10 protein-coding genes are annotated in these 12,835 nt (G+C 52.0%); 6 read left to right on the top strand and 4 right to left on the bottom strand.

The genetic code is table 11. The annotated features are described in order from the left end of the window. Positions 1-51 precede the first annotated feature (51 nt). Positions 52-1,965, top strand: a complete 1,914-nt coding sequence (gene dnaK, locus SH449x_RS02110; RefSeq protein WP_482379666.1) for a molecular chaperone DnaK — start codon at positions 52-54, stop codon at positions 1,963-1,965. A 321-nt stretch (positions 1,966-2,286) separates the two neighbouring features. On the opposite strand, the gene SH449x_RS02105 is transcribed toward dnaK, so the two are convergent. Continuing rightward, the gene (locus tag SH449x_RS02105) at positions 2,287-3,408 is read right to left on the bottom strand and encodes a pyridoxal phosphate-dependent aminotransferase (protein WP_482379665.1); all 1,122 of its coding nucleotides are present in this window, start codon (positions 3,406-3,408) and stop codon (positions 2,287-2,289) included. Positions 3,409-3,611: 203 nt separating this feature from the next. On the opposite strand from SH449x_RS02105, the gene SH449x_RS02100 reads away from it, so the two are divergent. From SH449x_RS02100 to SH449x_RS02085, 4 genes are all read left to right on the top strand, one after another. Continuing rightward, positions 3,612-5,369: an alanine/glycine:cation symporter family protein gene (locus tag SH449x_RS02100; protein WP_482379664.1), complete on the top strand. Its 1,758-nt coding sequence runs from the start codon at positions 3,612-3,614 to the stop codon at positions 5,367-5,369. After that, on the top strand, positions 5,366-6,631 hold the full coding sequence (locus SH449x_RS02095; RefSeq protein ID WP_482379663.1) for an MFS transporter: 1,266 nt from the start codon (positions 5,366-5,368) through the stop codon (positions 6,629-6,631). The genes SH449x_RS02100 and SH449x_RS02095 overlap by 4 nt, the downstream gene beginning before the upstream one ends. Further along, the gene (locus SH449x_RS02090; RefSeq protein ID WP_482379662.1) at positions 6,628-7,296 is read left to right on the top strand and encodes a GNAT family N-acetyltransferase; all 669 of its coding nucleotides are present in this window, start codon (positions 6,628-6,630) and stop codon (positions 7,294-7,296) included. The genes SH449x_RS02095 and SH449x_RS02090 overlap by 4 nt, the downstream gene beginning before the upstream one ends. A 70-nt stretch (positions 7,297-7,366) precedes the next feature. Continuing rightward, a complete protein-coding gene (locus tag SH449x_RS02085) occupies positions 7,367-8,266 on the top strand; it encodes a ThuA domain-containing protein (RefSeq protein ID WP_482379661.1) in 900 nt (299 codons plus the stop codon). 154 nt (positions 8,267-8,420) lie between these two features. Here the strand turns inward: SH449x_RS02085 and SH449x_RS02080 are convergent, their stop codons facing one another. Both SH449x_RS02080 and SH449x_RS02075 read right to left on the bottom strand, forming a co-directional pair. Continuing rightward, complete coding sequence (locus SH449x_RS02080; protein WP_482379660.1) at positions 8,421-9,962, bottom strand: methyl-accepting chemotaxis protein; 1,542 nt, start codon at positions 9,960-9,962, stop codon at positions 8,421-8,423. A 47-nt stretch (positions 9,963-10,009) separates the two neighbouring features. Then, positions 10,010-10,672, bottom strand: a complete 663-nt coding sequence (locus tag SH449x_RS02075) for a hypothetical protein (RefSeq protein ID WP_482379659.1) — start codon at positions 10,670-10,672, stop codon at positions 10,010-10,012. Between the two features lie 468 nt (positions 10,673-11,140). On the opposite strand from SH449x_RS02075, the gene SH449x_RS02070 reads away from it, so the two are divergent. Further along, on the top strand, positions 11,141-11,644 hold the full coding sequence (locus SH449x_RS02070; RefSeq protein ID WP_482379658.1) for a macro domain-containing protein: 504 nt from the start codon (positions 11,141-11,143) through the stop codon (positions 11,642-11,644). A gap of 104 nt (positions 11,645-11,748) precedes the next feature. Here SH449x_RS02070 and SH449x_RS02065 read toward each other — a convergent pair whose 3' ends face one another. Continuing rightward, the gene (locus SH449x_RS02065) at positions 11,749-12,834 is read right to left on the bottom strand and encodes an ATP-grasp domain-containing protein (protein WP_482379657.1); all 1,086 of its coding nucleotides are present in this window, start codon (positions 12,832-12,834) and stop codon (positions 11,749-11,751) included. Position 12,835: the final 1 nt, after the last annotated feature.

Genomic DNA, 12,835 nt, shown 5'->3' with positions numbered 1-12,835 from the left:
GTACAGGATTACTTTACTAAACCATCCTATCGTAGCGAAGAGGAATCACTTATGGCATCCGGTGAGAAGATTATTGGAATCGACTTGGGCACCACCAACTCCGTGGTTGCCGTTATGGAAGGCACCGAGGTAAAGGTGATTCCAAACGCCGAGGGAAATCGCTTGACCCCCAGCGTGGTCGCTTTCACTGATAAAAGCGAAACCATCGTAGGGGAGCCCGCACGTCGGCAAGCGGTTACGAACCCTCGTCGCACCGTTTACTCTGCCAAGCGGTTTATGGGGCGTCGGCACTCGGAGGTGGAATCCGAGGAAAAGATTGTTCCTTACCAAGTAGTCGGCGGTGCCAATGAGTACGTCAAGGTTCAAATCGGCGACCAGCAATTTACCCCGCAGGAAATCTCGGCCAAGGTTCTGCGAAAGCTTAAGGAAGCCGCAGAAGCCTATCTCGGGCATCGGGTCTCCAAGGCGGTTATCACCGTGCCCGCTTACTTTAACGATGCACAACGACAAGCGACCAAGGACGCTGGCCAAATCGCTGGTCTCGAAGTTGCTCGGATCATCAACGAACCGACGGCAGCCGCTCTAGCTTACGGTCTAGATAAGAAAAAAGATCAAAAGATCATCGTGTTCGATTTAGGTGGCGGTACCTTTGACGTGTCTGTTCTCGAAGTGGCCATGAGTGGCGACGATAGCACCAGCAAGGTGTTCGAGGTGATCAGCACCAGCGGCGATACGCACTTAGGTGGTGACGACTTTGACCAAGCCTTGGTGAACCATGTTGCCAACCAGTTCCAGAAGGACAATGGCATCGACCTCCGAAAAGAGCCGATGTCTTTGCAAAGACTCCAAGAAGCATGCGAAAAGGCCAAGAAGGAGCTCAGCTCGCTACCTCAAACGGACATCAATCTTCCGTTCATCACCGCAGATGCGACTGGTCCTAAGCACTTGCAGATGACCATCACCCGCAGCACGTTCGAATCGCTTGTCGATTCGTTGGTCGAGCGATGCCGTGAGCCTGTCATGCAAGCACTCCGCGATGCCAAGATGAGCCCCTCCGACATCGACGAAGTCGTTTTGGTCGGTGGATCGACCCGCGTCCCCAAGGTTCGCCAGCTCGTAAAAGATATTTTTGGCAAGGAACCTCACCAAGGAGTCAACCCAGACGAAGTCGTTGCTGTGGGTGCCGCCATCCAAGGAAGCGTGCTGTCCGGCGACCGCAAAGACGTTCTGCTTCTCGACGTGACCCCGCTGACCTTGGGAATTGAAACCGAGGGTGGTGTTCTCACCGCGTTGATCGAGCGGAACACGACTATCCCCGTGGAAAAGAAGCAAGTCTTCTCGACCGCAGCCGATGGGCAGACCGCAGTAACGGTGAGCGTTTTCCAAGGAGAACGCAAGATGGCAAGCCAAAACCGCTTGCTCGGCCAATTCAACTTGGAAGGCATCGAAGCCCAGCCTCGCGGTGTACCGCAAATCGAAGTCAAGTTTGACATCGATCAAAACGGTATCCTCAACGTATCGGCTAAGGATTTGAAGTCTAGCAAGCAAGCGAGCGTCAAGATTGAGCAGTCAAGCGGCCTGAGCAAGGACGAAATCGAGCGCATGCGTCGCGAAGCGGAACTCCATGCCGACGAGGACAAGAAATTCGTGGAGTTGGCAGAAGCCAAGAACCTCGCTGAAAACATGATCCACACGCTTGAGAAGATGATGACCGAGCAAGGTGACAAGCTGTCAGCATCGGATAGAGAGCCTTTGGATTTGGCGATCAAGAAGGTTCGAGAGGCGATTGCGACCGGCGACGTGGTGGCGATCAAGGCAGCGACCTCTGAGCTCGAACAAGCCGCACAGGCATTCCGTTCGACCCTTGGGGCACAGCCAGCGGGTGCAGCAGACGCAGCATCGACTGGAGCCAAAGCGTCGGGCGACGATGATGCCATCGACGCCGAGTTCGAAGTCAAGAACTAAGGACTGATACTGAATTAGTTTCGAAGAACGCACAAGAAAAGCTGGCCACCTCGGTCAGCTTTTTTTATTTGCCGAGCTCCGCCCCCCACCCAAAACATCCATCGATGACGTCGGCGGAATTCAAGGCACCGGTTAGCGCTCGCCTAGCGAAATGGTGAAAGCTTAGGTAGCCCGGCAGGTCTCTAATCGAGACAGGCGTTTAGTTCGGGTGTATCAATTCCTGGGTGGCACACTCTGAGGAACGTAAAGCTCCGCAGGGCAAGCCTGCGGCATCTTTCCTTTAACCCGCGGCTAGAATAGTGTTCCTGAGCCTCATCAGCCCTACCGCATATCGACAGAAAGTTGCCGAAGGACTTTGATCCCGCGATCGAGAGTCTCGTCACTGGCTGCAAAGGAGATTCGGAAGTGGGTATCTCGTTGCGAGAAGATATTGCCCGGTATCACAAGCAGTTCTCGTTCGATGCACTTCTCGACAAACGCGGTCGCATTCCCCCCTGGTGCCTTTGGGAAAATGTAGAAGGCACCGCCGGGCACGACGAAATCGTAGAATCCGCTAAGCCCTTTTACGATACGATCTCGCTTTTGAGCATAGTTACGGTAGTGCTGCGTCATGTCGAAATCCATTGCGGCCAGAGCGACCCATTGGAACGGAGTCGGTGCGCACACGAAAGAATACTGTTGAATCTTCTGCATGGTCTGCATGATCTCTTCTGGACCATGCACCCAACCGAGCCGCCATCCTGTCATAGCATGGCTCTTGGAAAAGCCATCGATAACGATGGTGTCTTCGTTGAATTCTGCGGGGGAACGCATGGGAGTATCGAAATGAAAACGGCTGTAGATCTCATCGGAAATCAGTGCAATGTTCTTTTCACGGCATAGTTTGGCTAGAGCCTCGATTTCTTCCACGGACGCAGTGACTCCTGTCGGGTTAGCAGGGGAGTTGAAGATAACCAGTTTGGTGCGATCGGTAATCGCGGCGCGAACTTTATCGACGTCGATCTTGAAATCGGGATAGGTGTCGATCAACACCGGTTTTCCGCCCACGAGTTGGATCAGAGGCACGTACATCACGAAGTAGGGATCGAAAACGATCACCTCGTCGCCTGGATCGACCAAGCTCAACATGGTCAGCACTAGCCCACCGCTGGTACCCGAGCTCACGAAGACCTTGCGGTCTTTGTGTGCGAATTTGAGGTCGACCGACTTTTGAAGCTTGTCCAGGAGAGGCTGGACGCCTTGTGTGGGGGAGTAAGCGTTTTTGCCAGATTCGATCGCTTCGATGGCCGAGAACCGGATCGGCTGCGGAACATCAAAATCCGGTTGACCGATCGACAGGTTGATTGGGTTTTTCAGCTTCGCAGCCAGGGCAAAAACTTTTCGGATTCCGCTGGAATCGAAGGAAAGCGTTCTTTTAGCGACCCAGGGGTGGGATGAGGACATATCAGGAATCGGCTTTTTTTCTTAGGTAAAGATATGGCGATTAGGCAACCGAGGGGTTTGCTCCGCCAAGATGATACGCAGAAATCTGGATTTTAGCAGCCCGTTTTGACTCCAATATGGTGGCGTATTGAACTCGGTTGTGTAGCATACAGAATTCATCCTCCCGCTGTTACCCTGCATCTTACCCTAGTACGAGTTCATCCATGGCGCGTGTTCGTTTATTCGGGGCTGACCGAAGTTTTGCAAGCTGGAGTCGCTCCTCTTTATTTCTTCTTGCGTTTTTGATTGGTTGGGGAGTCATTGGAGCAGTTGGGAGCTCCTCTCGAACGATCGCACAGGAACCAGGTACATCAAATGTTGATACGCTGAGCGTTGATCAGGCGGATCAGCAGGTTGCTCCCGATGCCCCCAGCGATCCGGCCGTAGCTGCCGATGAACCGGCAGTACCGACCGACGACTGGATCGCTAACGTCGATAGTTTGTTTGGCAAACTGCTCGTCGGTCCCATGGAAGCTGTCTTGTTCTTTGATTTCGGAACCGGTGACAAAACCTACGTGAATGAGTCCGGCGAGAAGGTGACGCGCAAGGGCTGGTTGGGAACAAGCGTTCCGTTCGTAGTGGTGTGGCTTTTGATCGGTGGTGTGTTTCTTACCATTCGAATGTCCTTTGTGAATTTGCGTGGTTTTTCTCATGCCATTCAGTTGGTTAGAGGGGTCTATGACAAGGAAGACCACAAAGGTGACGTTTCCCATTTCCAAGCACTCTCGTCAGCTCTGTCTGGAACGGTTGGTTTGGGCAATATCGCGGGTGTCGCCATCGCTATTGGTATGGGAGGCCCGGGTGCAACATTTTGGATGATAGTCGCCGGGTTTCTTGGGATGACGAGCAAGTTTGCCGAATGCACACTGGCCGTCATGTACCGTAAAACCGACGAGGAAGGACGCATCCTAGGGGGCCCGATGGTTTATTTGAAGGAGGGATTGTCGCGTATCGGTTTAGGGCCATTAGGAACGGTGCTGGGCATCGTTTTCACTATTCTCTGCATCGGTGGTTCCTTTGGCGGCGGAAACTCATTCCAAATTGTTCAATCGCTCAACGCTTTGAAAACCGAGCCTGCGTTCTCGTTTTTGATCGATTATCCATGGATTTACGGACTATTGATGGTGGTGTTGGTTGGCGTTGTGATTATTGGGGGAATCAAATCGATTGGGAACTTTGCTGGCCGGGTGGTTCCCTTTATGTGTGTTGCATACATGATGATTTGCTTCACCATCCTCGGTTTGAACTCTGACAAGTTGATCCCTGCGATCGGATTGATTTTCAAGGGTGCTTTCACACCGGATGGTATCTATGGTGGATTCCTTGGGGTGTTGGTACTAGGTATCAAGCGGGCGGTATTCTCCAACGAGGCCGGGGCTGGTTCTGCCGCCATTGCGCACTCCGCCGCTCGTACTGAAGAGCCGGTCAGCGAAGGGATGGTTGCATTGCTCGAGCCTTTCATCGATACGATCGTCGTTTGTACATTGACCGCTCTCACCATCATCGTGACCGGCATTTACAATCAGCCAGAGGTACTACAGTGGGCCGCAGACAGCCAAGGCCCGAGCATTACCCTAGCGGCATTCACTCAAAATCCGACCTTCGCTTGGTTCAAATACGTTCTCTATCTGGCGGTATTTCTTTTTGCCTATTCGACCTGCGTATCCTGGTCTTACTACGGAGAACGATGTTTTGTTTCTTTGTTTGGACAAAAGTCCTCGTTGTTCTACAAAGTTCTTTTTCTAACGTTCACCTTTCTGGGCTCGGTTGTTTCACCAACCAATATTCTAAACTTTAGCGATATGCTTATTCTGTCCATGTCGATCCCCAATTTGCTTGGGGTCTTCATCATGAGCGGGATGATTAAATCGGAGTTGGATCGATATTGGGCTCGTTATAAAAGCGGTGAGCTCAAACCGTGAGATCTCCGCAATGGCAATGGTGGGTCAGTTTTCTGCTCCTCCTTGCCACGATGATCAACTACATGGACCGTCAGACATTGGCGAATCTAGCGGTCCGTATAAGAGAACAATTCGGACTATCCAGTGAACAGTATGGCGATATCGAGTTCGTGTTCGGGGTCGCCTTTGCCCTAGGTTCTTTATTTTTCGGGTACTTAGTCGACCGAGTTTCCGTACGTTGGCTTTACCCTCTGGCCTTAACCGGCTGGTCGCTGGTCGGCGTGCTCACAGGTTTTGCGACTGGTTATTATTCTTTACTCGTTTGTCGAGGCTTGCTCGGATTCTTTGAAGCGGGGCATTGGCCGTGCGCCCTGGTCGTGACGCAGCGAATTTTGTCTAGCAAGGAGCGTGTTCTCGGCAACAGCATTCTTCAAAGTGGGGCGTCGATCGGAGCGATTATCACTCCGCTTATCATCCAGTTCATGGTGCGGGAATCAGAGGACGAATCGGTTTGGCGATTGCCGTTTATTGTCATCGGTGCTTCGGGTTTACTCTGGGTGGTGTTCTGGTTCCGAATTGTGGGAAAGAAAGACTTGGATCGTGACGTTAAACCATCGGAACCAAATCCAATTGGGGGAGATGTCACAGCCGGGCCTGCGGATCGAGCTGGGCTAGCCTGGCTAAGTGATCTATTGCTAGACCGACGATTTTGGGCGTTAGCAGCCATGGTGGTTTGCATAAACACGTCCTGGCAATTGATTCGTGCTTGGCTGCCCATGTTTCTGCAGAAAGGGCGTGACTATCCAGAGTCAACAGCATTGTACTTTAACTCGGTCTATTACATAGCGACGGATGTCGGGTGTATCGCAGCGGGGCTCGGTGCAGCATTTCTTGTCAAGTTGGGGGTGGGGGTACACCAAAGCCGCGTGACGGTCTATGTGATTTGTTCGTTGCTAGCAGCGCTAAGTACCGTAGCAGCGTTCCTGCCGCAGAGCTACTTACTTCTGGCTGTGCTTTTGTTGGTGGGGGCGGGGTCGTTGGGCGTGTTTCCTTGTTACTATTCTTTTACCCAGGAGTATTCTGCGACTCACATGGGGCGAATCACGGGGCTACTCTCCTGCTTGGGCTGGCTATTCTCAGCACCGACACAAAAATTATTTGGATGGGTCGTGGACAAGACTGGTACATACGACTGGAATATCGCACTGTTGGGTTGGGCACCGTTGCTGGGGCTGATCGCGTTTTTACTTTTGTGGCCGCGCGAAGAAAAAGGTCCGACATGAGCCATGAGCTGAACTGGCGAGGATGTCCGATTCCCCGAGCGGAAACACTCACGGGTACCTATTGCCAGCTCGTGCCGATGCTGCTCCAACACAGGGACGATTTATTCGCAGCATCCATGGGACCAGGTGCGGAAGAGCGGTATCGTTTTTTGTCCGTTAGGCCTCAATCGAGAACCGAATTTGAGCAATGGTTCGAAACCAATAGGAACACGAAAGATCCCCTGTATTACTCGGTCATCGATCTTGGTTCGGCTCGATGTGGGGGGCGGCAAAGTCTGATGCGAATCGATGCGCAAAATGGAGTTATAGAAATGGGCAATATTCTCTGGGGGGCTAGCATTGCAAGGACGCGGGTCGCTACCGAAGCATTTTACCTGATGGCAAAATACGTATTCGACGGGCTCGGTTATCGGCGATTGGAGTGGAAGTGCAACGCGGAGAATGTGGCTTCGAGAAGAGCGGCTCTTCGGTTTGGATTTACCTTTGAAGGAATCTTTCGGCAGCATATGGTTGTGAAGGATCAGAATCGCGATACAGCCTGGTTTTCTATGCTCGATGGAGAGTGGCCTGCTATAGGAGCCATGATGCAGCTGTGGCTAGCGCAAGAAAATTTTCATTCTGACGGGACGCAAAAGGCACGATTACAAGATTTCCGAATACAATAACGAGGCATGATCTGCACAATCATTTGCCGATCGCATCCGGACTGAACGATTTTCTTGCTTGGGAAAACCTATGATTACCTCTCGTAGAAACTTTATCGCTACAACGGCCGCCTTGGCGGCTTCGACTGCTGCGGCTAGGCACGCTTTTTCGTCGCCTATCGCAAAGCCTCGCAAATTGGTCATGATCGCAGGCCGCCCCAGCCACCCTCCTGGTTGCCACGAACACAATGCCGGAGTTCAACTCTTTCAGAAATGCCTTGCTATCGTTGATGGCTTGGAGACTGCTTTCGTGTTGAATGGCTATCCCAAGGATGACTCCATTCTGGATGATGCGGATGGCATTCTGTGTTTCGCTGATGGTGGCGGTGGACACCCTCTGATCCCTGAAGAGCGATTGAAGAAAGTCGGAGGATTATTGGATCGTGGTACCGGTTTGTTCTGCTTGCACTTTGGGGTCGAGGTCCCGAAAGGTCCGACGGGAGACGTCTTCCGTGATTGGATTGGAGGTTGCTATGAGCACGAGTACTCCTGCAATCCGATGTGGGTCGCCAAATTTGACAGTTTTCCAGAGCATCCGATCACTAATGGGGTGGAACCGTTCTCCATTTTGGATGAGTGGTACTTTAACATGCGTTTTCGGCAGGACATGAAGAATGTGACACCGATCCTAACTGCCAAACCCACCGATGAGACCCGCGACGGTCCCTATGTTTATCCACGGGGCCCGTATCAGCACATCCAGGATGCCAAGGGTCGTGCCGAACATTTGATGTGGTGTACTGAGAACGAAAACGGCTCGCGCGGCGTCGGATTTACGGGTGGCCATTTCCATAAGAACTTTGGAAACGATCAGTTCCGCAAGTTAGTTCTCAATGCATTACTATGGGTCACCAAAGTCGATGTTCCAGAGAATGGCGTCGCATCCAGCGTATCGGAAGCGGACTTGGCCATGAATCTGGATCCCAAGTAACGTCGTCGTAATCGGTCGATCGTGGTAACGAAAAGCGATAACGGAGATTGAGGTGCGAACGCGCTCAATCTCCGTTTCAGTTTGCTACCAAATGACCTAGCGAAAGGCTAGGTCTAATTGGGTCTTGAACGCGGGTTAGAGATCCATGGTTTCTTTAATGGTCACATTGAAAGTGCCCAACGGAAACCTCGAGCTTTTTGGCGAGCTTATCGATGGTTTGGCTTCTGTTCTCGAGGGACTGGCTCACCGAAAGATTCTCAGAGTTGATCGAGGCGGCACTAGCGATGCTCGACTCGACCGATTCTGCGTTTTTCACCTGTTCGGACGTGTATTCGATGATTCGATCCACTTTTTCTTGGACAGAGTTAACTGCTTTGAAAATGTTGTCGAAACTTGCGGCGGTTTTCTCTCCTGCAACAACTCCTTCCCGGACTCGTTGAGTCGATTCCTGAATGAGCCCGGCAATCTGCTCTGCTGCTTCGTTAGAGCGCTTCGCGAGTTCCTTGACCTCGGCTGCCACAACGGCGAACCCGCGACCAGCTTCCCCAGCTCGACTGGCCTCGATCGTCGCGTTGAGCGCGAGCAAATTGGTTTGTGCCGCGATTTCTTGAATCTCGATGACAGAGCGTTCGATTTGGTCAGCACTAGTTTTGATCAATCCCATGGCAGAATCGGAGTCTTGAAGTGCGACCTTTCCTTCTTGAGCCCGCACGGATGCAGCTTTAAAGTCAGCCCCCACATCCAGCGTCAGGGAACGGATCGATTCGATAGATCTCAGTAGTTCGCGGATTTCGTTTTGTATTTCTTGAAATGCCGACTCTTGTCTGCGAATACCGTCAGTCACCTGTTGCGAACCGTGGGAAACTGTTCTTGAGCAGTTGGTCGTATCGCCAACGGTTGTTACGACTTCACTCACCACCTTGGACCACTGCGATAGCGTGGACGCCAGATCATTGGCAAGGTCTTTGACCAGCTCGTCCTCGACGTCCACACTGACTTGTCTCAAGTCCCCTTCGGATGCCCTCGTGAGCCATGGACTAATGCTCTCCAACGATTTTTGTAATTTCATTCGCTCCATATCTTGAGCCACTTCTTGTCTAGCGAGCTCTCGGGTTTGTGCTCGAGACCGGAAGATCCCAAACATGAGTCCGATAACCTCGATGATGGCCCATCCTGCGTGTTCAATTGTTCTGAAGATCTCAAAGGATGAAACGCCATAGATGGACTGCGACCAAAATATCCCTCGCAACAGGTGGTCTGCTGCTGTGACTCCGGTAGCAACCAAAAGCACATACGGGTTTTTATAGATTGCCAGAACGCCGATGGAGGCAAACACGTGGAAGTGGGTTTCGATTCGTCCGCCGGTTACGTGAATAAAAACGGCTGAGAAAAGCAGCTGCGCGGCAGCTACTACATACTGTGTGCCTTTCCATCTTGATTCTCGCCACGCCAAAAAGGCAGGCCCCACGCCAAGAAATACCGAAGCTGCAATGGATAGCCATACGTGGGGATGCGTCTCGTTCTCCCACCCCTTCCAAGTCAACGGAGAAAGGAAATACGACAGACCAACGGCGATGATCCCCTGAATGAGAAGCGCCCATGCCATCCCTTTATTGATGACGGACATGTTGTCGTTTTCACGTTCCTCCACAAGCTTAGCCTCGCGGAGTTTAATTTCTGTGCTTGAAGGTATCATTTTGAATTTCGATGTTAAGGTTCGTTGTTCAGAAAAGATGATGAAGATTAACGGCACACGTCCTCGCAGAAGAGCGGGCAGCCGAATGTCGGGAAGATGTCGATTTTTTCTTTGGATTGGTCAACAGTGAACGTATTCAAAAGTGCTGGCTGCAATCTTCTCTGGAGCAAATCTCCCTCGAGCGAATCTATGTGTGCCATCAGAGACGAAAGCGGTTTGTTCCTGCCGATGTGACCACGCATAGCGGTCACTCCGCCCGAGAAGACCAACTGTCCAGAAGGTGCGAAGAGCAGACACTCGCCGGATGTTGCCACCCCAAATTTTCGTGCTTCTGCGCCGTCGGTGTCGAATACTAAATCCCATCCACGACCGTGAGTCACTTCTTCAATCTTAGCCAGTGGGGTATGAATGTTTTCAAAACGGATCGAACTCAGTTGAACAATGGTTACTTTCAAATTCTTAGAGGAAACAGCGTAATCAAGATTCATGAGAGTCGCTCGGGTGCATGGACAAAACGGATGAACGAAAACCAGCAGATGTGGCGTTCGGTTGCTTTTCTCAATCGCGCTTGACTCAGGCCAACTGGGAACAAGGTCCTGTGGGTATGTGGCGTCTCTACCAATGCTGGGCAAGATCGCCAGGAAACACACGAGCGTGACAACTCCCCACAACCCCACCAAGATTGATCGAACTAGGTTATCTTTGAGCATGTTAAGGATTGGTTAAGAACGGACTGGTTTGCCGATTTCACGGCCCAATACCGTAACCTTGAGTTGACACTCACGCAGATTCCTTGGGCCCGCCGGGCTGCAATCTGCGGCTATCCACATCCCGCCTTTACGACTATGTTCACCCTTTACGTTTGTAGCGATTAGTTCGTGCACTCGGCCTTATGTTCGCAACCCTCTGCCGTAAGTGTGAACTCTAGCGGAATCATTCGTCACCCCAGAAGCTCCAACTTTTTGTCGATGGCGTGCAGAATCCGCACACTGTTGGTCACAACAGCGGACATTCTCGCTCTGGAAGCCAAGACGACTTCCCCGAAAAGCCAAAGAATTATCGACATTAAGTTTTACCCACGTGGGTTGGCACGGCGTTCGCATACCATCCGGGTAGCTATTGAAATGAGCCCCAAAGTCGGGAATCATGACCAACGTTAAGAACGGAGATGAGTGTATATGTTGTACGAAGTGACTGGTGACATCCTGCTGACACGAGCTCAAGCTATTGCGCACGGTGTCGCTCCGAATGATCACTTTGATTCCGGTTTAGCCTTGGCTCTCAGAGAGCGCTGGCCATCCATGGCAAAGGATTTTCGGCACTACGCGCACCAATCCCATCCGAAGCCGGGTGAAGTCTGGATGTGGGGCGGGACAGGTGGAGCTCGGATTTTCAACTTGATGACTCAAGAAGGTGACCATGGACATGGTTCCCGGCCAGGCAAAGCAACGGTCGCTAATGTCAACCATGCCTTGCGTAACCTCCGGCACGCTATTGAGACAGAGGGCATCACCAGCTTGGCGATTCCTGCCCTAGCGACTGGGGTCGGTGGACTGAGCTGGGATGACGTCAAGGTGGTTGTCGATTCCCAACTCGGTGACTTAGAGATTCCGATTTATGTCTACACGGTGTACCAAAAAGGGGTACAAGCCGATGAGCCAGAAGTGGCAGCGGCAACCTAGGGCAACTGCATAGGCTGGCTGTCTAGGTTGGCTGACTAGATCGAGAAACAACCACTACGGGCAGGGATCGGATGAGATCATCGCGCCGCGTTGAAGCCATTGATTCAATCTTCAACGCGGACTACCCACTGCTCTTCGTTGTTTGGTTCGTGCTTAATGATCTCAACAACGGGTAAACCGATCACTCCATCGCCTAATCGGGGACCAAGGAGTTGTCGATAGAGGAGATAGCTTGTCGTCAACCGAGGGTTGATTTCGATCAAGACACGCTCGGGCGCTTCGCCGCACGAACTCGGGACCTCGATGTAATCGAAACCTACCCATCCGAAGGCCCCAGGTAGCAAAGATAGTATGCGATTGCACCAATCTGCAAGCCCCTCGACCGATGCGCCTCGGAGTGGTCCCTTTGCCCCAACGTATTTCGGAGTTGTGTCATCCATCTCAATCATTTGCTCGGTACCGCCGAGGAATGTGATGGTTCCGTTCTCGTCGATGATGACAGCCGCGCTGCAATGCCGTCCCTCGATCCACTCCTGAACAATCCATTTGCTTGGTTCGTCGAGCCTTGCAATGTGTTCTTTTAGAGTTCTTTCTTCTTTACACCTGAAGATTCCGCTACAGCCTGCACCGTCCCTTGGCTTCAGCACCCACCCCGATGACGAACTTTCAGGCCAACCATCCGGCCAACCGTTTCTGATCTGATCTCCGGTTGTCGTTCGTGGCTGCGATATATGTTGCCCTAACGCTTTGTACGTGAGCCATTTATCGCTCGCCGTTTTTAGGAAGTAGGACGACGATGCCACGACAACGTGTCGCTTTCGCCTTACATTCTCGACTATATCCAACAGATGCCCGTCTATCTCGGGGGCTATAACGACCACGCGGTCGGCGCCGTCGCAAGCTTCTTCCCAATTACAATTAAGACTTCGTCGCTCATCGAACGTTATTAGATCGAGGCTTCCACCGTCGATCTTGGCACCAAGAGGCCGAAAACGATTCTCAAGACGCCGGTCCAAAAGGGAGACAACGTCATGTCCGCCAAGCATAAGATCGTCTACCAATGCCCTCCACATCACCTCTCCTTCGCGGAGCAGCGGCCCTAGCTCATTGTCGGCAATCGACGATTGCGTTGAGGGATCTGGCAGCATTAAACCGCCACCGCAAAGATATTCTAAAACAGTAACTTTCATC

It is taken from the genome of Brakhagea baltica (genome assembly GCF_052161605.1).
Lineage (GTDB): Bacteria > Planctomycetota > Planctomycetia > Pirellulales > Pirellulaceae > JBKCUI01.
This window is presented reverse-complemented; position numbering and strand designations above follow the sequence as displayed.

What these genes read in the sequence shown, in the direction of transcription:
- SH449x_RS02085 (WP_482379661.1), top strand. Translation starts at nt 7,367, where the DNA reads ATGATTACCTCTCGTAGAAACTTTATCGCTACAACGGCCGCCTTGGCG.
- SH449x_RS02090 (WP_482379662.1), top strand. Translation starts at nt 6,628, where the DNA reads ATGAGCCATGAGCTGAACTGGCGAGGATGTCCGATTCCCCGAGCGGAA.
- dnaK (WP_482379666.1), top strand. Translation starts at nt 52, where the DNA reads ATGGCATCCGGTGAGAAGATTATTGGAATCGACTTGGGCACCACCAAC.
- SH449x_RS02075 (WP_482379659.1), bottom strand. Translation starts at nt 10,672, where the DNA reads ATGCTCAAAGATAACCTAGTTCGATCAATCTTGGTGGGGTTGTGGGGA.
- SH449x_RS02065 (WP_482379657.1), bottom strand. Translation starts at nt 12,834, where the DNA reads ATGAAAGTTACTGTTTTAGAATATCTTTGCGGTGGCGGTTTAATGCTG.
- SH449x_RS02105 (WP_482379665.1), bottom strand. Translation starts at nt 3,408, where the DNA reads ATGTCCTCATCCCACCCCTGGGTCGCTAAAAGAACGCTTTCCTTCGAT.
- SH449x_RS02100 (WP_482379664.1), top strand. Translation starts at nt 3,612, where the DNA reads ATGGCGCGTGTTCGTTTATTCGGGGCTGACCGAAGTTTTGCAAGCTGG.
- SH449x_RS02070 (WP_482379658.1), top strand. Translation starts at nt 11,141, where the DNA reads ATGTTGTACGAAGTGACTGGTGACATCCTGCTGACACGAGCTCAAGCT.
- SH449x_RS02080 (WP_482379660.1), bottom strand. Translation starts at nt 9,962, where the DNA reads ATGATACCTTCAAGCACAGAAATTAAACTCCGCGAGGCTAAGCTTGTG.